Source organism: Sphingopyxis sp. GW821-FHT02C12, from assembly GCF_059421785.1.
The window spans coordinates 290,733-310,525 of sequence record NZ_JBWKVQ010000001.1; the positions used below are offsets into that span (position 1 = coordinate 290,733).

The window sequence follows — 19,793 nt, forward strand, 5'->3', positions numbered from 1 at the left end:
TATCCCCCCATGTCCGCGCGCCTGATCCATGTCGACGACAGCCTGCCCGGCATCGGCCGCGAACGCCTCGCCGACGGCTGGCGCTACCGCGACGCCAGAGGCAGGATCATCCGCAACGCCGCCGAAATCAAACGGCTGAACGCCATCGCGCTCCCTCCCGCCTATGAGGATGCGTGGTTCTGTCCCGCCGCCAACGGCCATATCCTCGCGACCGGCTATGATGCGCGCGGGCGCAAGCAATATCGCTACCATCCTGATTTCCGCCGCGCGCAGGACGCCGACAAATATGACCGCTGCGCCGCCTTCGGCCATGCCCTGCCGCTGCTCCGTGCGCGGCTCGAGCAGGATCTGGCGCGCCGCACCCTGTGCCCCGAGCGCGTCGTCGGCGCCGTCGTCCGCCTGCTCGACCTCGCCGCGCTGCGCGTCGGCAACGAACAATATGCCGCCGCCAACAACAGCTTCGGCGCCACCACGCTGCGCCAGCGCCACGCAAAACTGACCGGCAAGACCCTTCGCCTCCGCTACCGCGCCAAGGGCGGCGCAAAGCGCGACGTCGTCGTCAGCGACCGCAGCCTGACGACGCTGGTCCGCCGGCTGCAAGACCTGCCGGGGCAGCATCTCTTTCAATATGAGGATGACGGCGACCTTTGCGCGGTCGCCTCCGAAGACGTCAACGCCTATATCCAGGATGTGATGGGCGACGACTTCAGCGCCAAGCATTTCCGTACCTGGTCGGCGAGCGTCGAGGCCTTCGCCTATCTCCATGCCGCCGCCGAACCCCCGACGCTCAAACAGCTTTTGCAGCATGTCGCCGACCATCTCGGCAACACCCCGGCCGTCGCGCGCAAGGCCTATGTCCACCCGGCGATACTCGCCGCGGCGCTGGAACGCGCCGACTTCGCCGCGGCGGTCGGCCCCCTCCCCCGCGCGACCCGATATCTTTCGCGTGTCGAACGCGGCTTTTTGACCTATCTGGAGCGCGCACCCGATGCGGCGGCGCTGCTCCGCTCCGCCTGACCACCGACCAAGAGGACGCCAACGGCCCGCCATGACCTTCTCCATTCTTGCCGCCGCGACGACGGCTGCCGCGAAACCCGCCGCGCCTGCCAACAACCCGCTCGACGATCTGCGTTACTGGTGGGACGCCAGCATCGCGTGGGTGAACAGCCACTGGCTGCAAATCGGCATCGCGATCGGCGTCGGGCTCGTCATCTATTTCCTGCTGTCGATGATCCGCACCTTCGCGCTGAAGCGCGCCCAGTCGGCGCCGGGCGAATTCACCCTGACCGACATCGTCGGCCGGGTGATCCACAAGACCAAATCGATCGTGCTCGCGATCATCGCGGTCCGCATGGTCGCGGGCTACGCCCAGCCGCCGGCGCTGATCCTCGGCACCATCCAGACAGTCTTCACCATCGCCGTGGTACTGCAGGCGGCGATCTGGGGGCGCGAAATCATACTCGGCCTCATCCAGCGCCGCGCCGCCGAAGGGCATAACGAAACGCTGTCGAATGCGATGGGCATCATCCGCCTGCTGATCAGCATCGCGCTCTTCGCCATCGCCGCGATCGTCATCCTCGACAATATGGGGGTCAACGTCACCGGCCTGATCGCCGGCCTGGGTATCGGCGGCATCGCCATCGGTCTTGCCGCACAGGGCATTTTTTCCGATCTTTTCGCCTCGCTCTCGATCATCTTCGACCGCCCGTTCCGCGTCGGCGAAACGATCAGATATGACACCAGCACCGCGACGGTCGAACGTATTGGATTGAAAAGCACCCGGCTGCGCTCGGTCAACGGCGAACTGCTCGTCATCTCCAACACCAACCTCCTCGGCAAGGAGATCACGAATTTCGCGCACCTCCACCGGCGCCGCGTGACCTTCACGATCAGCGTCATCTACCAGACGACCCCGGCGATGCTGCGCGACCTGCCCGCACTGCTCGAGGAACAGGTCAAGGCGGCGGGCCATGAGTTCATCCGATCGAGCTTCCTGACCTTCGGCCCGTCGAGCCTCGATTTCGAATTGCTGTTCGACGTCTTCACCGAACAGTTCGAGGAAGTGGTCGCGGCAAGGACCGATGTCGGCATCCGCCTGTTCGAAGCGCTCGCCGCCGCGGGCTATGAATTCGCCTATCCGACGCAAACGACCTTCACCGCCGCCCCTGACGGAACGATGATCCTACCCTATGCCGAGTCTCCGAAACCGAGGGCGGGGGCAGCCAAGGCGGCCAATCCGGGCTGACGCTACGGCGGCGCGGACGTGGGGCTTGGCCCTTGTGCAATGCCGCATGACAGGCCTAGAACGCGCCCCGAACCAGCAATAGAGGGGATGGCATATGGCCACGATCACGCCGCAGGAATTGCAGACCAGGGTCGGTGAGACCATCGGGACGTCCGAATGGGTGCTCGTCGATCAGGACATGATCAACAAGTTTGCCGACGCCACCGGCGACCATCAGTTCATCCATATCGACGAGGAAAAGGCGAAGCTGACGCCCTTCGGCGGTACGATCGCGCACGGCTTCCTCACGCTCTCGCTGATCCCGATGCTCGGCGCGAAAACCGACTCGCCCAAGATCGACGGCATCAAGATGGGCGTCAATTACGGCGGCAACAAAGTCCGCTTCCTCGCCCCCGTCCGTTCGGGCAAGCGCGTGCGCAGCCATGTGAAGCTGCTCGAACTCGACGAAAAGCGCCCCGGCCAGTGGCAGCAGACCAACGAGATCACGGTCGAGATCGAGGGTGAAGACAAGCCCGCGCTGATCGCCGAATGGATCACGCAGTTTTTCGTGTGACCCGCACCCAGGTTTGACCCGGCCGACCTCCCCCGAAAAGACAACCGGAACCTAGCAGAAGGACCCCTATCATGCGTGACGCCGTCATCGTTTCCACCGCCCGCACCCCGCTGACCAAGGCGGGACGCGGCTCGTTCAACAACACCCTCGCCCCGACGCTGGGCGCCTATTCGGTCAAGGCCGCGATCGAACGCGCCGGACTCGAAGGCGGCGAGATCGACGACGTCGTCTTCGGCGCCGCGATGCAGCAGGGATCGCAGACGATGAACGTCGCGCGCCTGATCGCGCTGCGCTCGGGCCTGCCCGTCACCGTCCCCGGCATGTCGATCGACCGCCAGTGCTCGTCGGGCCTGATGACGATCGCGACCGCCGCCAAACAGATCATCGTCGACCGCCAAGACATCGCGGTCGCCGGCGGCCTCGAGAGCATCTCGAAGGTCAGCGGCAGCGGCAAGGCGTTCATCGAGGTCGATCCCGAATTGATCGCGATGCACAAGGACACCTATATGCCGATGATCGGCACCGCCGAGGTCGTCGCGAAGCGCTACAACATCAGCCGCGAAGCGCAGGACGAATATTCGCTCCAGTCGCAGCAGCGCACCGCCGCCGCGCAGGCCGCGGGCAAATATGACGACGAGATCGTTGCCTGCAACGCGACCATGGCGGTGGTGAACAAGGAAACCAAGGAAGTCACCTTCCAGGACGTCGTCGCCAGCAAGGACGAATGCAACCGCGCCGACACCACGCTCGAAGGGCTCGCCAGCCTCAAGCCGGTGATGGGCGAAGGCCACACGATTACCGCGGGCAACGCCAGCCAGCTCGCCGACGGCTCGTCGGCCTGCGTCGTGATGGAAGCCAAGATCGCCGAGAAGCGCGGCCTCCAGCCGCTCGGCCGTTATGTCGGCATGGCGGTCGCCGGCACCGAGCCCGACGAAATGGGCATCGGTCCGGTTTTCGCGATCCCCAAGCTGCTCGAACGCTTCGAGCTCAAGATGGACGACATCGGCCTCTGGGAACTCAACGAAGCCTTTGCCGTGCAGGTCCTCTATTGCCGCGACAAGCTCGGCATCCCGAACGAACTGCTCAACGTCAACGGCGGCTCGATCTCGATCGGCCACCCCTTCGGCATGACCGGCGCGCGCTGCGTCGGCCACGCGCTGATCGAAGGCAAGCGCCGCGGCGTGAAATATGCCGTCGTCACCATGTGCATCGGTGGCGGCCAGGGCGCAGCGGGCCTGTTCGAGGTCTTCTGATTTGCGCCTGAATGCTCCGCGTATCGAGCCGGTCGACCTCGACCGGCTCGATACCGACCAGCGCGCCGCGCTCGAACCCTTTTTCGCCACCGACGGCGGGCGGGTGGGCGGCGGCCGCATTCTCAATATCTTCCGCACCCTCGCGCATGCGCCCAAGGCGATGACCGCCTTCCTCGGCTGGGGCAATTATATCCTGTCGAAGCGCAGCGCGCTCAGCCCGCGGGACCGCGAACTCGTCATCCTGCGCACCGGCTATAATTGCCGATCGGGTTATGAATGGACCCAGCACAAGCGCATCGGGCTCGACTGCGGGCTGACCGAGGCCGAGATCACCCGCATCAAGGCAGGTCCCGACGCCGAAGGCTGGAGCGACCTCGACCGCGCGATGCTCCGCGCCACCGACGAGCTTATCGGCAATCATTTCGTTTCCGACACCAGCTGGGCCGCGCTCGCACCGCTCGGCGACAAGGGCCGTATGGACCTTGTGATGACCGTCGGCCAATATACCCAGGTATCGATGATGCTGAACAGCTTCGGCATCCAGGTCGAAGAAGGCTGGACGGTCGACCCCGACCTCAAGGCCTGAACAAAGGAGAGACACATGAGTGAAATCGGCGTCGTCGCGATCCTGCGCGTCCTGCCCGGCAAGGAAGCCGAATTCGAGGGCGTCTTCGCCGAACTCGCCCCCGCCGTGCGCGCGAACGAGCCCGGCAACAGCTATTACAAGCTGTTCCGCACCGAAGAGGCGGGCGTCTACAAGGTGCTCGAATGCTATGACGACGACGCGGCGGTCGAAGCGCACCGCGCGTCGGACCATTTCCGCACCCTCGGCGCCAGGCTCGGCCCCTGCCTCGCCGGTGCGCCCGAGATCGAACGGCTCGCGGCGGTCTGACCCGGTGCACGGCGCAGTCCTTCTGATCCCGCTCGCGGTCGCGGGCGCGGCGGCGGCGACCGTGCCGGGGCCGCAGGCGGGAAAATGGACGCATGTGACCCAACTGGTCAGCGCCGACATTCCCGGCGTGCCCGAAACGCTGGTCCGCGCCGCCGACAAGCGCGAGCCGCGCACCACCTGCCTGACCGCGCAGCAGGCCGCCGCCACGCCGCAGGTCCTGCTCCATGCGCCGGGCGCGACCTGTTCGTCGCGCAGCTACACGCTGGCCGCAGGCAAGATCCGCGGCCAGTCGGTGTGCCGGGTCAAGGAACTGGACACCCCGGTGCGCACGATCACCACCGGCACCTACAGCGAAAAGGGCTATGTCACGCGCAGCGTGACCACTGGCACGCGGGCGGGCCGGCCGCTGAAAGTTGTCACCGCGACCAGTGGCAAATGGCTCGGCGCCTGCCGCTGACTTCGGTCAGCGCTCGGTAATCTCGCCCGACCGATCGCCCAGCAGATAGCGCGGCCCCGCCCCGCGCTGCGCCGCCTTGTCCTCGCGATTATACAGCCCGCATTTCTTGAGGCTCAAACAGCCGCAGCCGATGCACGCGCCGAGCAATTCCTGCGTCCGCTCGAGCGCGGCGATCTGCGCCGCGATCCGCGACTGCAATCCCCCGCTGATCCGCGCCCAGTCGGCGGCATTCGGCGTGCGCTCGGCGGGCAGCCGCGCCAGCTCGGCGGCAATCTCCTCGAGACTCAGCCCCAGTTGCTGCGCGATCAGGATGAACGACACGCGCCGGATGTCGGCACGCAGGAAGCGCCGCTGCCCGCCGCGCGTGCGCAGCGCGGCAACCAGTCCCTTCGCCTCGTAGAAACGGATCGCCGACACCGCGACCCCGGTGCGCGCTGCCAGGTCGCCGATCGCGATCAGGTCTGTCCGGTGCATCCCAACCTCCGCCATTGTGAGGACCCCCGACTTGATCCGGGGGACGCGGCAATCCAGAGTGTGCGGTAACCGCTCTGGATTGCTTCGCTCCGCTCGCGATGACGAGCCATAAGCCGGCACCGCATTTCCTCTTGATCTAAACCTCACTTGAGCTTTCATAACCCACTGCGTCAACCCGAATCATGAAAGCAGCACCATGACGCACCCCTTCATCGAACATGTGAACCTGACCGTCAGCGACCCCGACCGCAGCGCCGGCATCCTCTCGGCGATCTTCGGCTGGCACGAACGCTGGCGTGGCCCGGCGCGCGATGGCGGCCGCACCATCCATCTTGGCAGCGACACCGCCTATGTCGCGCTCTACACCGGCCCCGATGGTGAGCATGCCGACGCGCGCTATGCCAAGGGCGCTCCGCTCAACCACCTCGGCGTCCAGGTCGATGACCTCGACACCATCGAAATGCGCGTGAAAGCGGTCGGGCTCGTCCCCTTCAGCCACGGCGATTATGAACCCGGCCGCCGCTTCTATTTCCTCGACCCCGACGGCATCGAATATGAAGTCGTCAGCTACAACGAGCCACGCCCGCGCTGAACCGGGCAACATCCAAGCCCTTGCCGCGTTGTCGCTGTATCGAGGGGGAAAAAGGAGTTTCCCCATGAGCGAGGATATCAAGAAGACCTTCTGGAAGGCGCTCGACGCCAGTCCCTATGTGATGGTCGGGCTGGCCGGCGAGCGCGATCATCATATCCCGATGAACGCGCAGCTCGACAAGGACGCCAGCAGCGCCTTCTGGTTCTTCACCGCGACCGACAACCGCCTGTCGGCAGGCGGCCCGGCGATGGCGCAATTCGCGTCGAAGGGCCACGACCTGTTCGCCTGCATCGCGGGAACGCTGCGCCCCGAAACCGACCGCGCCGTGCTCGACAAGCTGTGGAACAACAGCATCGAGGCCTGGTACGAAGGCGGGAAGAGCGACCCCAAGCTCGTCCTCCTCCGCTTTGACCTCGACAATGCCGAAATCTGGACCGCCGACGCGAGCATCAAGGGACTGTTCAAGATGGCGACCGGCATGACGATGAAGGAAGGCGAACTCGGCCAGCACGCCGAAGTGGCGCTCTAGCCGGCGCTCTGGACATGCGACCATGTTCGCCCGATAAGGGCACATGGTCGCATGGCTGGCAGATCATTTCGACTGGAACGGCAGGACGAGCCGCGACGAATATCGTCGCTGGCTGCCGCTGATCATTGCCGTCGAAATTGCCTTGCTCTGGAGCCTCATGGCGTTCGGCCGTAATGGCCGGCTCCATTTCGAAGATTTCGGTCCATTGGGTGCGACGCTGCTATTGCTTGGCATCTTCTACATGATCGGATGGACCTTGTTGACGGCGCGCCGGCTACGATCCGCCAGCATAACCCGCCGCTGGCTGCTATTCGCGCTTTTCGTGAATATCCCGATTGCCGGCACCTTCGTGACCTCCTCGCTGGTTATCACGCTAATCCTGATCGCCGTCGCGGCGCTCGCGCCCGACCGCGACACGGCAACCGCCACCTAGAAACGCGCGCGCGCTTTTCGGTTGGATAGCGATGCCGACCGGCTAAGGTCGCCCGCAATGACCGGCAAATCCCTTTCCGAACGCATCGGCGACCTCGGCCACCGTCTCGCCGTCGAGGCGCATGCCGCCTGGCTCGCCGCGCGCGACAGCCGCGTGCCCTGGCCCGCGCGCATCCTCGCGGTCGCGGTCGCCGCCTATGCGCTGTCGCCGATCGACCTGATCCCCGATTTCATACCCGTGCTCGGCTGGCTCGACGACCTGCTCATCGTGCCGCTCGGCTTGTGGCTGGTCCGCCGCCTGATCCCCGACCCACTATGGGCCGAACTCCACGCCGCCGCCGAAGCCGCCGCCGACCGCCCGTCGAGCCGTGCGGGCATGGCCTTCATCCTGCTGTTGTGGGCGGGATTGCTCTACATCGTCTATTGGAGCGTGCGGACCTCGCCCTGGCATTGAAGAATCCGGAAGCGTTCATTCCTCCGGCTTCCTCCTTTCCCGTTTGTGTCGAGCGAAGTCGAGACACCCTGAAGTCATGCGCTTCTGATGGGTGTCTCGACTTCGCTCGACACAAACGGGGTTGGAGAATGATCAGCTAAGGGGCGGCGGCATCACCCCCCGTTGCTGCGGATCCACCCCTCGACCACCGGCGCGATATCCTCGCGCCATTTGCGGCCGTTGAAGATGCCATAATGGCCGACGGTCTTGGCCATCAGATATTTCTTCTTCTCAGCGCTCAGATTCTTGGTCAGCGTCAGCGCCGCCTTGGTCTGGCCGATCCCCGAAATATCGTCGCGCTCGCCCTCGATCGCCAGGATCGCGATATCCTCGATCGCATTCAGGTCGACCACCTGCCCGCGATGCAGCATCTCGCCCTTGGGCAGGGCATGGCGCTGGAACACCAGGTCGACGGTCTGCAGATAGAATTCGGCCGTCATGTCACACACCGACCGATATTCGTCGTAAAATTCCTTGGTCTTGTCGGCTTCCTCGCCGTCGCCGTCGACCAGATGTTTGAACATCGACCAATGGCTCATCATGTGGTTGCCAAGGTTCATCGACATGAAGCCCGCGAGCTGCAGGAAGCCCGGATAGACGCGGCGCCCGGCGCCCGGATACCAGGCAGGAACGGTCACGATGACATTTTCCTGGAACCAGGCGTGCGGGCGCGTCATCGCATGCTGGTTGACCGCGGTCGGCGCCTTGCGCGTGTCGATCGGCCCGCCCATCATCGTCAGCGTCTTGGGACGGCACTTATGCTTGTTCGCCGCCATGATCGCCGCGGCGGCGAGGCTCGGCACCGACGGCTGGCACACCGCCAGCATATGCGCGCCGGGTCCGATATGCTCGAGCCACGAAATCAGATAATCGATATAATCGTCGAGATCGAACTTGCCCGCCGACAGCGGTGCATTGCGCGCGTCGCGCCAGTCGGTGATCCACACGTCATGCCCCGGCAGCATGCGCTCGACCGTGCCGCGCAACAGCGTCGCATAATGGCCCGACATCGGCGCGACGATCAGCAGCTTGGGGGCATCCTTCGACCCCTTGTGCTGGAAATGCTTGAGCTGGCCGAACGGCTTGCGCGCCTCGACCTTCTCGCTCACCCGCACCGTTTCGCCGTCGACGATCGTCTCATACAGCTCGAACCCCGGCTTGCCGCGCGGTGCCGCGGCGTGTGCGAACACTTCCAGCGCCGATGCGAATTGCGGGCTGCCACCGAAATAGCCGAGCGGGTTCGCCGGGTGCTGCATCACCTGCGCCCCCGCGGTCGCGAGCGCGCTCGCCCCCGCGAGCCAGCTCTTCTGCATGTCAAAGGCGTGATACAGCATATGCGACGTTTCCTTGCGTTGCGCGGCGCTCTGTCGGCGCCTGTGTTGCTTCGCAGTCTAGGCGTTCCGTTCCATTGTGCAATGCATCATAAACATTGCGGCGCAGGATATTTGCCCATATCCTGCGCCGCGACGCCGTCCTGGCGTTGCCGGAGTGATTATGACCGAGATTGCGGGCAACCGCTAACATCCTGGCGAAACAGGATGAATGGCACGTGCCGACCCTGGCGTCGGCGCGCTTTTGTTGTTGCCAATCTCGGACACTATCTCATGAATATCTCGAAATCGGAACAGCGCGTGCTCCACGTGCTGGCGCAGGGCGGCATGATTCGCCATCGGCGCGATGAAAACGGCCGTCTGGTCGAGGCGATCTGCTTCACCCGCGACGGCCATGTGCTGGCCGGCGTGGGTTTGGCGCTGTTCAGGCGGCTGCGCCATCGCGGCTTCATCGGCTCGCTGGGCGGCGCGCCGTACCGCATCACGCCAGCGGGGCTTCGTGCCGTGCGCGCGCAACTCGACAACCGCTGAACCACCGCAAGGGTCCGATAATGTGCGCTGGCTTCATAATGCTTGAAGCCAGCGCATCATTCTGCGGCGTTGAGCGGCGGCATCGCCGCTGCTAGGGCGAGCCATGGCGACAAGATCAGACGAACCGGCCTCTCCCTCCCCCGCTCCCGCTGAAATGCCGGACAAGCGTCCGCGCAAACTCGGCAGCTTGCGGATGATCTGGCAGCACGCCAGCCGCTACCCGCTGCAATTGCTGATCGCCGCGATCGCGCTCGGCGTCGCGGCGCTCGCGACGCTCGCCATCCCCTGGCAATTCAAGGAAATGATCGACAGCGGCTTCGTCGCCGGCGGCGGCGACGTCGCCCCGCATTTCCGCCTGTTCTACGTTATCGTGCTGCTGCTCGCGGTCGCGACCGCGCTGCGCTTCTATTTCGTCAGCTGGCTCGGTGAACGCACCGTCGCCGATATCCGCCAGGCGGTGCAGCGCAACCTGCTGCGCCTCGCCCCCGGCTTTTTCGAAGAAAACCGCCCGTCGGAAATCGCCTCGCGGATGACGTCGGACACCACCGTCATCGAACAGGTCGTCGGCACCACCGTCTCGGTCGCGCTGCGCAACACCGTGATGGGCATCGGCGGCATCATCTATCTCTTCTCGCTCTCGCCGAAGCTCACCGGCGGCATCCTGCTCGGCATCCCGGTGATCATCATGCCGATCGTGCTGCTCGGCCGCCGCCTGCAGAATGTCTCGCGTTCGAGCCAGGACCGCGTCGCCGACATCGGTGCGACCACCGCCGAACAATTGGGTGCGATGAAGATCGTCCAGGCCTTCGGACAGGAAAGCCGCGAGGCCGACCGCTTCACCCTGGCGGTCGAGAATAATTTCGCCACCGCGAAGCGCCGCATCCGCCTGCGCGCGATCATGACCGCGATCGTCATCGGTCTGCTCTTCGGCGCGATCACCACCCTGCTCTGGTACGGCGCCGCGGGTGTCGCCGCGGGGACGATCACCGGCGGCACGATCGCCGCCTTCGTGCTCACCGGCGGGCTCGTCGCGGGCGCCTTCGGCGCCCTCACCGAAGTCTATGGCGACCTGCTGCGCGCCGCCGGCGCCGCCGAACGCCTCTCCGAGCTGCTCAACGCCGAACCCAGCATCGCGCCGCCCGCCAACGCGCGCCGCTTCCCCGACCCGCCGCTCGGCACGCTCGAATTCCGGAACGTCGAGTTCCGCTACCCGACCCGGCCCGACGCGCCCGCTCTCCACGACTTCAGCCTCGCGATCGCCCCGCGCGAGACCGTCGCGATCGTCGGCCCTTCGGGCGCCGGCAAGTCGACCCTCTTCCAGCTCGCCGAGCGTTTTTACGATCCGCAGGGCGGGCAGATCCTGCTCGACGGCATTCCGCTCACCGACGCCGACCCCGCCGACATCCGCGCGCGGATCGCGATGGTGCCGCAGGAAACAGTGATCTTTGCCGCCTCGGCGCGCGACAACCTGCGCTATGGCAATTGGGACGCCACCGACGAGCAATTGTGGGATGCGGCGCGCGCCGCCAATGCCGAGGAGTTCCTCGCCAAGCTGCCGCAGGGGCTCGACACCTTCATGGGTGAGGGCGGCGCCCGCCTCTCGGGCGGCCAGCGCCAGCGCGTCGCCATCGCCCGCGCGCTGCTCCGCCGCGCCCCTTTGCTGCTGCTCGACGAAGCGACCTCGGCGCTCGACGCCGAATCCGAAAAGCTGGTGCAGGACGCGCTCGAGGCGCTGATGCACGACCGCACGACGATCGTCATCGCGCACCGCCTCGCCACCGTGCGCGCCGCCGACCGCATCATCGTGATGGACGACGGCCGCATCGTCGAGGAGGGCAAGCATGACGCGCTCGTCGCCGCCGACGGCCTCTACGCCCGCCTCGCGCGGCTCCAGTTCCAGGACAAACACGCCGCCTGACGCCTGTCACCCCTTCGAAGGACAAGACGATGCTCTACGACTTCACGGTACCCGCCTATCGCAACGGCCTCCGCGCGCTGTCGGCGCAGCTCGACAAGGCGTTCGGCTGGGGTGCCGAAAACGGCGTCGGCGAGCTGCAGTTCATCGCCGCGCGGCTCGCCCCCGACATGTTCCCGCTCGCGTCGCAGGTGCGCTTCTCGTGCCAGCAGGCGATCCAGGCGCTCACCCGCCTCGGCGCCGCCGGTGCCCCGCAATTCGCCGAGGACGCCGCCGACTTCGCCGGCCTCCAGGCGCAGCTCACCGCGACGCTCGCCTGGCTCGACAGCGTCGACGCCGCGACCATCGACAGCGATCCCAACCGCCCCGTGGGCTTCGACCTGCCCAACGGCATGGCGTTCGACATGACCGCGTCGACTTACGTCCGCGACTGGGCCCAGCCGCAATATTATTTCCACCTCGTCGCCGCCTACGCCGTGCTCCGCCACATGGGCGTGCCGCTCGGCAAGGTCGATTATGTGAATTATATGCTGTCCTATCTGCGCCCCGGGACGGCCCCCGCCGCCTGACCGGCAGCAGGCGCCGCGGCGCGTCAGATCAGACCGCCATATTGGTGAATCCCCGGAAAGGCGAGCTTGCTGCCGCCGTTGCGGCGGATCGCGCCGATCGCCTGGTCGACCCGCAAATAGCGCGCCCGCGCCTCGGGTTCGAACATCAGCGTCGCGGGCTCGGTACGATCTGACGCGAGCTTCACCAGCTTGCCCAGTTGCGCGAGGTCGACCGCCTCGCCGTTCCAGCGGATCGTGTCCGCCGTATCTACGGTAATGCGGTTCTCGTCCCGCACGTCGGTCGGCCCGTCGATTTCGCCCGGCAACGTGATGTCGACCATGTGCGTCGGCGACGGGATGGTGATGATGAACATCACCAGCATCACCAGCATCACGTCGATCAGCGGGGTGGTGTTGATCACCGGACTGGCGTTGGGATCGCTCCGGAAAATGCTGCGACGTCGGCGCATCGTCTCTCTCCCTGTCGAAGCGCGACATCGGCGCGACATTGTCGGCCGTCGCAGCCGGGTCCCGCTATCGATCGGCCCCCTTGCGCCGCTCGCAAGCGGTCACCGATCTTTTGTTATGGTATAACATTATAGATACGGCGCAAACAAAAAGCGCGCCGGACCGGACAACGCCCGACCCGCCGCGCGCATAAAGAAAGGGCGGCACCTTTCGGTACCGCCCCTCTTTTGGTTCCAACCCAACCGGGCGGGAAATCTTAGTTGCCCGAACCCGGGCCGTACTTGATTTCCACGCGGCGGTTCTGGTCGTTGCGGACGCCGTCGGCGGTCGCAACGGCCGGGCGGCTTTCGCCGAACGCTTCTGCGCTGATCGAGCCATCCGAGATACCGCGAGCGGTGAGATAGCTGCGAACCGCGGTGTTGCGGCGTTCCGACAGACCGACGTTGTACTTGGCCGAACCCGAACGGTCAGCGTGACCGGCGAGCCAAACCTGCGTACCCGAGCAGCCACGGTTGTAAGCGCTGATGGCGTTGTCCAGCGTCGACGCCGCTTCGGGCGTGATGTTCGACTGATCCCAGTCGAAGTAGACGATGTACGGGCCAGGCTCGCAAACCGGCGGAGGCGGCGGCGGGGGCGGCGGAGGCGGAGGCGGAGGCGGCGGAGGCGGCGGGGGCGGCGGAGGTGCCGTCGGTGCCACCGGTTCCGCACCACCGAAGTTGAACGTCAGCGTGCCGAGGATCGAGTGCGAACGGAAGCGCGTCGAAACGTCGCGGCCGCGCTGATCGACCAGGTCGAGGTTGCTGGCGTTGAAGAAGCGATACTTCAGGCCGACATCGATGTTGCGGGTCAGCGGAGCGCGAACGCCCGCGATGGCCTGCCATGCGAAGCCGGTGTCCGAATCGTCGAGGAACGGACCGGCGAAGACCGGAGCGACATCGACGCGAGCCACACCGGCGCCACCGCCGACGAAGCCCTGGAGGCCGTCATCGTCGCCGAAGTCGAGCATGCCGTTGACCATGAAGCTCAGCGCGTTCGAATCGCCGTTCATGGCATAGCTGCCGGTAACCAGGTTACCCGTGCCATTGGCCGAGCCCGGGATGCCGGGGGTGTTGAAACGGCCGGCCTTGATGTCGGCTTCGCGGTAGCCGACTTCGACTTCCGCGCGGAAACCGCCGAAATCATAGCCGACGACGCCTTCGAAGTCGTAACCCTTCTTGTGGTCGAGCGTACCTGCATTGTTGAAGGTGCCGATGTCGAGATCGAGATCTTCGACGATCATGACACCACCCCCAACTCCCACGTACCAGGAGTCGTCGCGCGCCAGAGCAGGCGTCGCAAGGGCGGTGGAGGCCAACGCCACGGCGGCGGCAAGCTTCCTCATAGTAGATTCCCCTTTCAATTGAGATTTACGTCTCGCAGACGTCCTACCCCCGCCTTTGGTTCCGCGCAAGCGAACAAATTGCCAATCTGTTGCCAAAAAGCCGCACTTGTCGGGCGATAATAGGTAAAATCAGCCTTAAATCAGAAGACCATGGCCGACAAGAGCCAGAATCACGGCCGCGATCGCCGCACGCGCTTCGGAGTCGACCGTCGCTCCCCCCGCCGGACTCGCGATCGGGCCGGGTTCGACCCATGCCACACCGTCGAATCGCAGCCAGCCTCCGTCGCTTAGCCGGTGTGTCCGCATGCCCGGCCGCGGTGCTACGAAGCGCCATCCGCCGCTGGTCCACAAGGCGAGCCCGCCATCCTTGCCGGCCCACGCCCCGCTGGCCCCCGCACCGACGATCCAGCCCTGCCCGGCGGCCGGCGCGGAGGGCGGGACCGCCTGCGGCCCGTCCTCGACCACCGGCTGCACCAGCGCATCGAGCAGGGTCAGCGCCTCATTGTGCGTTACCTCCTTCTGCGCCTGCGCCATCGCCAACAGGGGCAGCGCGAAACGCGCCGTGCTCGGCAGGTCGGTCATCACCTAATCCTTTCAATCGAGGGGAAGAATAAGCGGTAGCGACAGGGCAAAATCGCCGACCTGGCGGACGGCGAGGCTCGTGCCCGGCGGCAGCGCCGCGACCTCCGCCGCGCCGAGGTGCAGCGACGCGGCGGGGCATTCCCACGGACCGATGCCCGCCACCGGAGGCACCGCCGTCACCCGCCAGGCCTCGCGTCCTTCGCCGAGCGGCAGGTCGATCCCGTCGCGCCAGCCGGTATCGGTCCGGCTCCGCCGCACCCATGCGACCAGCATCCCGCCCGCGCCATCGCCGGCGACGGCGCCATGCACCGGCGCCAGCGGGCGCAGCGCCGCCGCCGTATCGGGCACCGCCACCTCGGTCAGTTCGGCGCCGCCGCGCGCCGCCCATTGCAGTGACGCCATGCCGCCGTCGGCCCAACCCGCCAGCGCATCGGGAAGCACGACCGGCGCCGCGTCGTCGAGCAGGACAAAGGGCGTATCGGCGGCATGCGCCACCGCCCGCTCGGTCCCCGCCCGCCCGCGGAGCAGGCGCGACAGCCGCCAGGTCGTTTCGCCCAGCGCTTCGGCGACGCCGAACTGGATCAACTCGTCGCCGATCATGGCGCGATTGGCGCCGCCGAGCAGCGCCGCATCGTCGACCGACATCAGAACCATCGACGGATTCGTCAGCGAAACCGATATTTTGCGTTCCATGTCGAACAGCGTCGCGCCGCCGGGGTCCAGCGCCGTCGCCAGCACTCCCAGCGCCGCGGCGGGGCGGATCGTCCCGACCGGGATCGGCTCGGCGCCCGGCGCCGGAACCAGCCAGGTCTCGGCCCCGCGCCACCCGTCATTGCCCCCCGCCGCCGCGACCAGGATCCGCGGCGCGGTCGCGCTGCCGCCGCCGAGGTTCGGCAGGTCGAACAGCCGCACCACGCCTTCGCTGTCGGGCCAGTCGGGCGCGGGCACCGACACCCCCGGATCGGCCTCCCCGTCCGCGATCGTCACCGGCTGGTAGCGCAGCAGCTCGATCCTGACCTCGCCATCCTTGACCGTCCGCGACGCCACGCGCCACGCGCTCGCATCGTTCAACGTCACCACCCCGCCGACCGGCAGCGCCAGCGCGGCCAGGTCGCCGCGCCACACCCGTGTCTCGCGGCCGTCGGCCGCCGCCGCGGCGATTTGCCGCGCCAGGGTCCGCGCACCGCCCGCCGGCAACACCGCTGGCAGGTCGATCCGGTCTTCGCGCCGCCCGCCGCCGGCGACCAGCGCGCTCTGCTGGCCGAGTTGATAGTCGCGCTCGGGTTCGTAATGCCGCAGCCGGATCGCCCCGGGCAGCGCCGACAGCGGTGCCCGGCGCACTTCGGTCCCGTCGCGCGCCGATGATATCCGCCGCGCTCACCGAAACCGAGCGCACCCCGGCGCCCGACAACAGCTCGCGCCAGCCACCGCTGTCCTTGGTCGTGACGTTGACCGCCTCGCCGTTCACCGACATTTGCGTCGTCCGCAAACCCGCGACCGTCTGGTACGCGGGCGGCACGCCGCCGTCGCCGATCTTGAGCAAAAAGGCGCTCCCATTTTCGATTGCCATCGTCTAATCTCCTCAACATAAAATCATGCGTAAACGGGGAGTCGCAGGATGCTGATTGCAACGATACTTCTGGCCACCATGGCGCCGGCGTCGACCGCCAGCGTCGACACGACGCGCGCCGCCTTCACCAAATGCCTGCGCGACGACATGAAGAAGTCGCTCGAGGCCAAGATGGGCGAGGCCGAATATGAAATGGCGCTGAAATCGACCTGCTCGGCCGAGCGCGACGCCTTCCGCGCCGCGGTGATCGCCTTCGGCCGCGCCGCCGGCGACAGCGAGAAAAACGCCACCGACGACGCCGACATGCAGATCGAGGATTATCACGCGAACTTCACCGACAAGTTCAAGGATTACAGCTCGACCAACACCCTGCCCGGCGGCGAATAAGCGCCGCGGCGAGGCCGCAGCATAAGGTGCAGCAAAAACTACCGTCGCCCCCGCGAAGGCGGGGGCGACGTATCGCCTCACCCCACCAGACACCGGCACCGCACGACGATCTCGTGCCGCCACCCCCCATCCTTCGCAAAGCCGAACCGCGTCCGGACCACCCGCGCGCCGACGATCCTCCAGCCATCGCCTGTCCCCCGCAGCCCCGGCACCAGCGCCTCGATCCGCCCCGCCGCGCCATCGCCCGCCGCCGCGCCGACCCCGACCAACGCCAGCGTCAGCCGCACCTCGCGTCCCGCGACATCCTTGGTCCCCCAATCGGCCCCCTCGGACGCGCCGACGCTGACATAAGGCGCGCTCGCCCGCGCCGGCACCCAGTCGAACACGCCGTGCACCACCGCGGTCCGCCCCGCGCCATCCTCGGCCGCCAGCACCGCCGCGCTACCCCCGGCCTTGTAGCGATAAGCGACCGGCCAGCCGCGCGCATCGGCCTCGACCGTCACCCGCTCGGGGCGCAGCGCGAACAGCTCCGCCGGCGCCCCCGCCCCGTCGCCCAATATCTGCACATAGCCATTGCCGTGCAGCAGCAACTGCGCCGCCAGCGTCTCGAGCAACCCCTGCCCGCCCGACGTCCCCGCCACCAGCGCGGCCAGCGCCGGATCGCTCGCCTCCAGCGGCGCCCCGCCGACCGCCTCGGCGACCAGCTGCACGCTGCGCCGCACGATCGGATTCTCCAGATATCCGCTGCGCACCTGCGCCTCGAACGACAGGGGCGCGGGCGCGCTCCACGACCCATACACCCGCGACAAAGCGGGCCGCGTCGCCGTCGACGCGGCCTTTCGGCCAAACCAGTTCATGATGTTCTCCTGACCCGTCGCGCCCGAAAGCGGCGCTATAATTTTTGCACCCCCGGCCCCGCCGCGCCCATCCCGCGCAGCAACTCCGCCAGCGCCCACACACACGCATCCGCCCGGTCGGGCGACCGCCCCGGCCCCGCATAGCCGCCGCCGACCTGGAACCCGCAAAGCTGGTCCTCCAGCTCCGCGAACACCCCCGCATGCACCACCTGCCCGCGCTCATAGGCGAGCGCGACCGGCTCGGCCCGCCGCGCCTTGCCGACGCTCGCATGCACCGGCACCACCGGCAGCGTGCAATCGGCCTGGCGCAGCGTGCCGGTCACCATCTCGCCGCCCATATTGCTCTCGGCCACCACCCGGTCGGCGCCCCGGCGCGCCGCCGCCGCGGCGACCGCCTGCGCCCACACGCCAGGCGACGCCTTTTCGACGCTCGCATCCTCCAGCACCGCCAGCCGCCCGTCGCGCAGCAATGCCGCGACGACGATCCCGCACGCGTCGCCTTCCGACGTCGCCGGCGGATCGACCCCGATCACCACCCGCACCGGCTTGCCGACCGCATCCGCATCGACCCGGCACCCCTCGACCAGCGCGCGGCTCCACAGCGCCCCCTCGACATCCTCCAGCATCTCGCCGCCCAGCTCCTGCCGCCCCAGCCGCGTCCCGCCATAACTCGCCAGCATCGCCTCGACGAAACTTTCGGGCAGGTGCGGGTTCTCGCCCGTCCGCCCATAGGTCGGCACCATGCCCGGCGCCGCCAGCACCCGCCGCATCGCCGCATTGGTCCGCGGCGTCGTCGTCACCAGCACCCGCGGATGCTCACCCAGCCGCATGCCCAGCATCAGATTGTCCCACGCCGCCGTCCCGCGCCGCCATTTCGCCAGCTCGTCGCACCAGGCCGCATGATGTTCGGGCCCGCGCAATTCCTCGCCGGCTTCCGCCGAATAGAGCATCGCCACCGCGCCGCTGTCGAACAGCAGCTCGCGCCGCCCCGCGACCCAGCGCGGCGTCTCGTGCGACCGCGCCACGGTCAGCAGCCCGCTCGGCCCCTCGATCATCACCCGCTGCCCGTCGGCGATCGTCGCCGCGACCAGCGCGATCCGCGCCCCCGGCCGATCGCGCGCCATCTCGCTCACCCATTCGGCGCCCGCGCGCGTCTTGCCGAACCCGCGCCCCGCCTGGATCAGCCAGATCCGCCAGTCGCCCGGCGGGGTACGCTGCCCCTTGTTCTCCGCGCCGTACCAGCGCGCGATCAGCTCGGCCTTCTGCCCCTTGCTCAGCGCGCGCATCAGCCTGCGCCACTCGCTCGGCGTCATGTCCCCCATGTCGGCAAAAATGCCATCCGACCGCGCCTGCCGCGCGACCGGCGTCGATTCCAGCGTCACGCGCCACCGTCCGATGCGCCATCGGGGGCATCGCCTTCGCGCGGCGCGGGTTTGGCGACCAGCTCGCCGCCGTCGACGGTCACGCCGCGCAGCGCCCGCTGGCGCTTGATCATCGCGATCTTCTTCAGCAGCACCGCGTCGGTTTCTTCCTGCGTCGCGACGCGCGGCAGCCCCCGCTGGTGCGCGCGCCCCTGCTGGACGCTACGCCGATGCTGGTTCATCACCGCGATCGCCTGCTCGACCGTCATCTTCTCGAGCGGCTCCTCGCGCTCGTCGAGTTGCAGTTCGCCCAGCACCTCCAGCGCCCGCCGCGCCAGCGCCATTTCCAGCCGCGCATAGCCCAGTTCCAGCGCCTGCTGCCATTGGCTCGCGAATTCGGGATCGCGATAGCGCAGGGCATAGGCGCCGCGCATGCTGATCCCCGAAGCCTTCTGCGCGCGCCGGACATTGCAGCTGTGCGCCAGCTCGGTCAGGAAAGCCGTGCGTCGCGCCTTGGTCCAGCGAAGCGGCTTCGCCTTACGCCGCTGCGCCGGCCCCGCGCTATAGGGGGTAATCTCCTCGCCCTCATCGTCACCCTCGTTCCGCTCCACCTCGTCCATATCGCCCGCCTCCAAAGCAAAAGGGCCGGAAAGCCCTTCCGCATCGGAAGAGGCCCCGGCCCGACTCGCAATTCTGCATGATGAGGCTCATGTGCCATATCAGCGTGACGATGTCAAGGATAATAACCTATATGGTTCCAATATGACGTTCATTGCCAGAAGCGAGCCAAGACGGACCCGGCCAATCCTCCCTGTGGCGAAGCCATGGGGAGGGGGACCGCGCCCGAAGGGCGTGGTGGAGGGGCAGCGACGGTAGCGCCAAAGCCCCTCCGTCAGCGCTTCGCGCCGCCACCTCCCCACGCCTTCGGCGCAGGGAGGATTT

Annotated in this window: 24 protein-coding genes and 1 pseudogene; 15 read left to right on the top strand and 10 right to left on the bottom strand. The window is 67.1% G+C overall.

What is annotated here, in order from left to right; translation table 11 throughout:
• The first annotated feature begins 9 nt into the window (after positions 1-9).
• From AC07U1_RS01390 to AC07U1_RS01420, 7 genes are all read left to right on the top strand, one after another.
• A complete protein-coding gene (locus tag AC07U1_RS01390) occupies positions 10-1,017 on the top strand; it encodes a DNA topoisomerase IB (protein ID WP_495178671.1) in 1,008 nt (335 codons plus the stop codon).
• 31 nt (positions 1,018-1,048) lie between these two features.
• Positions 1,049-2,245 (top strand): mechanosensitive ion channel family protein, encoded by a 1,197-nt coding sequence (locus AC07U1_RS01395; RefSeq protein WP_495178672.1) that lies wholly within the window; start codon positions 1,049-1,051, stop codon positions 2,243-2,245.
• 94 nt (positions 2,246-2,339) lie between these two features.
• Positions 2,340-2,798: a MaoC family dehydratase gene (locus tag AC07U1_RS01400; protein WP_056343740.1), complete on the top strand. Its 459-nt coding sequence runs from the start codon at positions 2,340-2,342 to the stop codon at positions 2,796-2,798.
• Positions 2,799-2,869: 71 nt separating this feature from the next.
• Positions 2,870-4,051 (top strand): acetyl-CoA C-acyltransferase, encoded by a 1,182-nt coding sequence (locus AC07U1_RS01405; RefSeq protein ID WP_495178673.1) that lies wholly within the window; start codon positions 2,870-2,872, stop codon positions 4,049-4,051.
• A gap of 1 nt (position 4,052) precedes the next feature.
• The gene (locus tag AC07U1_RS01410) at positions 4,053-4,637 is read left to right on the top strand and encodes a carboxymuconolactone decarboxylase family protein (RefSeq protein ID WP_495178674.1); all 585 of its coding nucleotides are present in this window, start codon (positions 4,053-4,055) and stop codon (positions 4,635-4,637) included.
• Positions 4,638-4,652: 15 nt separating this feature from the next.
• Positions 4,653-4,943 (top strand): putative quinol monooxygenase, encoded by a 291-nt coding sequence (locus AC07U1_RS01415; protein ID WP_495178675.1) that lies wholly within the window; start codon positions 4,653-4,655, stop codon positions 4,941-4,943.
• Between the two features lie 4 nt (positions 4,944-4,947).
• The gene (locus AC07U1_RS01420) at positions 4,948-5,400 is read left to right on the top strand and encodes a DUF3617 domain-containing protein (protein ID WP_495178676.1); all 453 of its coding nucleotides are present in this window, start codon (positions 4,948-4,950) and stop codon (positions 5,398-5,400) included.
• Between the two features lie 6 nt (positions 5,401-5,406).
• On the opposite strand, the gene soxR is transcribed toward AC07U1_RS01420, so the two are convergent.
• Positions 5,407-5,874 carry a redox-sensitive transcriptional activator SoxR gene (gene soxR, locus AC07U1_RS01425; RefSeq protein WP_495178677.1) on the bottom strand — a complete coding sequence of 156 codons (468 nt, stop codon included), beginning with the start codon at positions 5,872-5,874 and terminating at the stop codon, positions 5,407-5,409.
• 196 nt (positions 5,875-6,070) lie between these two features.
• Between soxR and AC07U1_RS01430 the strand changes: the two genes are divergently transcribed.
• From AC07U1_RS01430 to AC07U1_RS01445, 4 genes are all read left to right on the top strand, one after another.
• Positions 6,071-6,466: a VOC family protein gene (locus AC07U1_RS01430; protein WP_495178678.1), complete on the top strand. Its 396-nt coding sequence runs from the start codon at positions 6,071-6,073 to the stop codon at positions 6,464-6,466.
• A 64-nt stretch (positions 6,467-6,530) separates the two neighbouring features.
• On the top strand, positions 6,531-6,995 hold the full coding sequence (locus tag AC07U1_RS01435) for a pyridoxamine 5'-phosphate oxidase family protein (protein ID WP_495178679.1): 465 nt from the start codon (positions 6,531-6,533) through the stop codon (positions 6,993-6,995).
• Between the two features lie 43 nt (positions 6,996-7,038).
• Complete coding sequence (locus AC07U1_RS01440; RefSeq protein ID WP_495178680.1) at positions 7,039-7,428, top strand: DUF805 domain-containing protein; 390 nt, start codon at positions 7,039-7,041, stop codon at positions 7,426-7,428.
• Between the two features lie 57 nt (positions 7,429-7,485).
• A complete protein-coding gene (locus tag AC07U1_RS01445; RefSeq protein ID WP_495178681.1) occupies positions 7,486-7,881 on the top strand; it encodes a YkvA family protein in 396 nt (131 codons plus the stop codon).
• A gap of 152 nt (positions 7,882-8,033) precedes the next feature.
• On the opposite strand, the gene AC07U1_RS01450 is transcribed toward AC07U1_RS01445, so the two are convergent.
• Positions 8,034-9,254 (bottom strand): polyhydroxyalkanoate depolymerase, encoded by a 1,221-nt coding sequence (locus tag AC07U1_RS01450; protein ID WP_495178682.1) that lies wholly within the window; start codon positions 9,252-9,254, stop codon positions 8,034-8,036.
• A gap of 270 nt (positions 9,255-9,524) precedes the next feature.
• On the opposite strand from AC07U1_RS01450, the gene AC07U1_RS01455 reads away from it, so the two are divergent.
• From AC07U1_RS01455 to AC07U1_RS01465, 3 genes are all read left to right on the top strand, one after another.
• On the top strand, positions 9,525-9,782 hold the full coding sequence (locus tag AC07U1_RS01455; protein WP_495178683.1) for a YjhX family toxin: 258 nt from the start codon (positions 9,525-9,527) through the stop codon (positions 9,780-9,782).
• A gap of 154 nt (positions 9,783-9,936) precedes the next feature.
• A complete protein-coding gene (locus tag AC07U1_RS01460) occupies positions 9,937-11,700 on the top strand; it encodes an ABC transporter transmembrane domain-containing protein (protein WP_495178891.1) in 1,764 nt (587 codons plus the stop codon).
• A 29-nt stretch (positions 11,701-11,729) separates the two neighbouring features.
• A complete protein-coding gene (locus tag AC07U1_RS01465; RefSeq protein ID WP_495178684.1) occupies positions 11,730-12,266 on the top strand; it encodes a DUF1993 domain-containing protein in 537 nt (178 codons plus the stop codon).
• A 23-nt stretch (positions 12,267-12,289) separates the two neighbouring features.
• Here the strand turns inward: AC07U1_RS01465 and AC07U1_RS01470 are convergent, their stop codons facing one another.
• From AC07U1_RS01470 to AC07U1_RS01490, 5 genes and pseudogenes are all read right to left on the bottom strand, one after another.
• On the bottom strand, positions 12,290-12,715 hold the full coding sequence (locus tag AC07U1_RS01470) for an ExbD/TolR family protein (RefSeq protein ID WP_187141128.1): 426 nt from the start codon (positions 12,713-12,715) through the stop codon (positions 12,290-12,292).
• A gap of 254 nt (positions 12,716-12,969) precedes the next feature.
• The gene (locus AC07U1_RS01475; RefSeq protein WP_056343780.1) at positions 12,970-14,094 is read right to left on the bottom strand and encodes an OmpA family protein; all 1,125 of its coding nucleotides are present in this window, start codon (positions 14,092-14,094) and stop codon (positions 12,970-12,972) included.
• A 135-nt stretch (positions 14,095-14,229) separates the two neighbouring features.
• The gene (locus AC07U1_RS01480) at positions 14,230-14,676 is read right to left on the bottom strand and encodes a DUF2793 domain-containing protein (protein WP_492736152.1); all 447 of its coding nucleotides are present in this window, start codon (positions 14,674-14,676) and stop codon (positions 14,230-14,232) included.
• Positions 14,677-14,688: 12 nt separating this feature from the next.
• On the bottom strand, positions 14,689-16,017 hold the full coding sequence (locus AC07U1_RS01485; RefSeq protein ID WP_495178685.1) for a phage tail protein: 1,329 nt from the start codon (positions 16,015-16,017) through the stop codon (positions 14,689-14,691).
• A 22-nt stretch (positions 16,018-16,039) separates the two neighbouring features.
• Positions 16,040-16,246: pseudogene (locus tag AC07U1_RS01490) on the bottom strand (phage tail tube protein); the annotation flags it as partial.
• Between the two features lie 48 nt (positions 16,247-16,294).
• On the opposite strand from AC07U1_RS01490, the gene AC07U1_RS01495 reads away from it, so the two are divergent.
• Positions 16,295-16,633, top strand: a complete 339-nt coding sequence (locus tag AC07U1_RS01495) for a hypothetical protein (RefSeq protein ID WP_492736134.1) — start codon at positions 16,295-16,297, stop codon at positions 16,631-16,633.
• A gap of 77 nt (positions 16,634-16,710) precedes the next feature.
• Here the strand turns inward: AC07U1_RS01495 and gp17 are convergent, their stop codons facing one another.
• From gp17 to AC07U1_RS01510, 3 genes are read right to left on the bottom strand one after another with little or no spacing between them, the layout of a single operon-like run.
• On the bottom strand, positions 16,711-17,490 hold the full coding sequence (gene gp17 / locus AC07U1_RS01500) for a tail completion protein gp17 (protein WP_495178686.1): 780 nt from the start codon (positions 17,488-17,490) through the stop codon (positions 16,711-16,713).
• Between the two features lie 35 nt (positions 17,491-17,525).
• Positions 17,526-18,812 (bottom strand): DNA-packaging protein, encoded by a 1,287-nt coding sequence (locus tag AC07U1_RS01505; protein ID WP_495178892.1) that lies wholly within the window; start codon positions 18,810-18,812, stop codon positions 17,526-17,528.
• Positions 18,813-18,868: 56 nt separating this feature from the next.
• Positions 18,869-19,471 (bottom strand): hypothetical protein, encoded by a 603-nt coding sequence (locus tag AC07U1_RS01510; protein ID WP_495178687.1) that lies wholly within the window; start codon positions 19,469-19,471, stop codon positions 18,869-18,871.
• Positions 19,472-19,793: the final 322 nt, after the last annotated feature.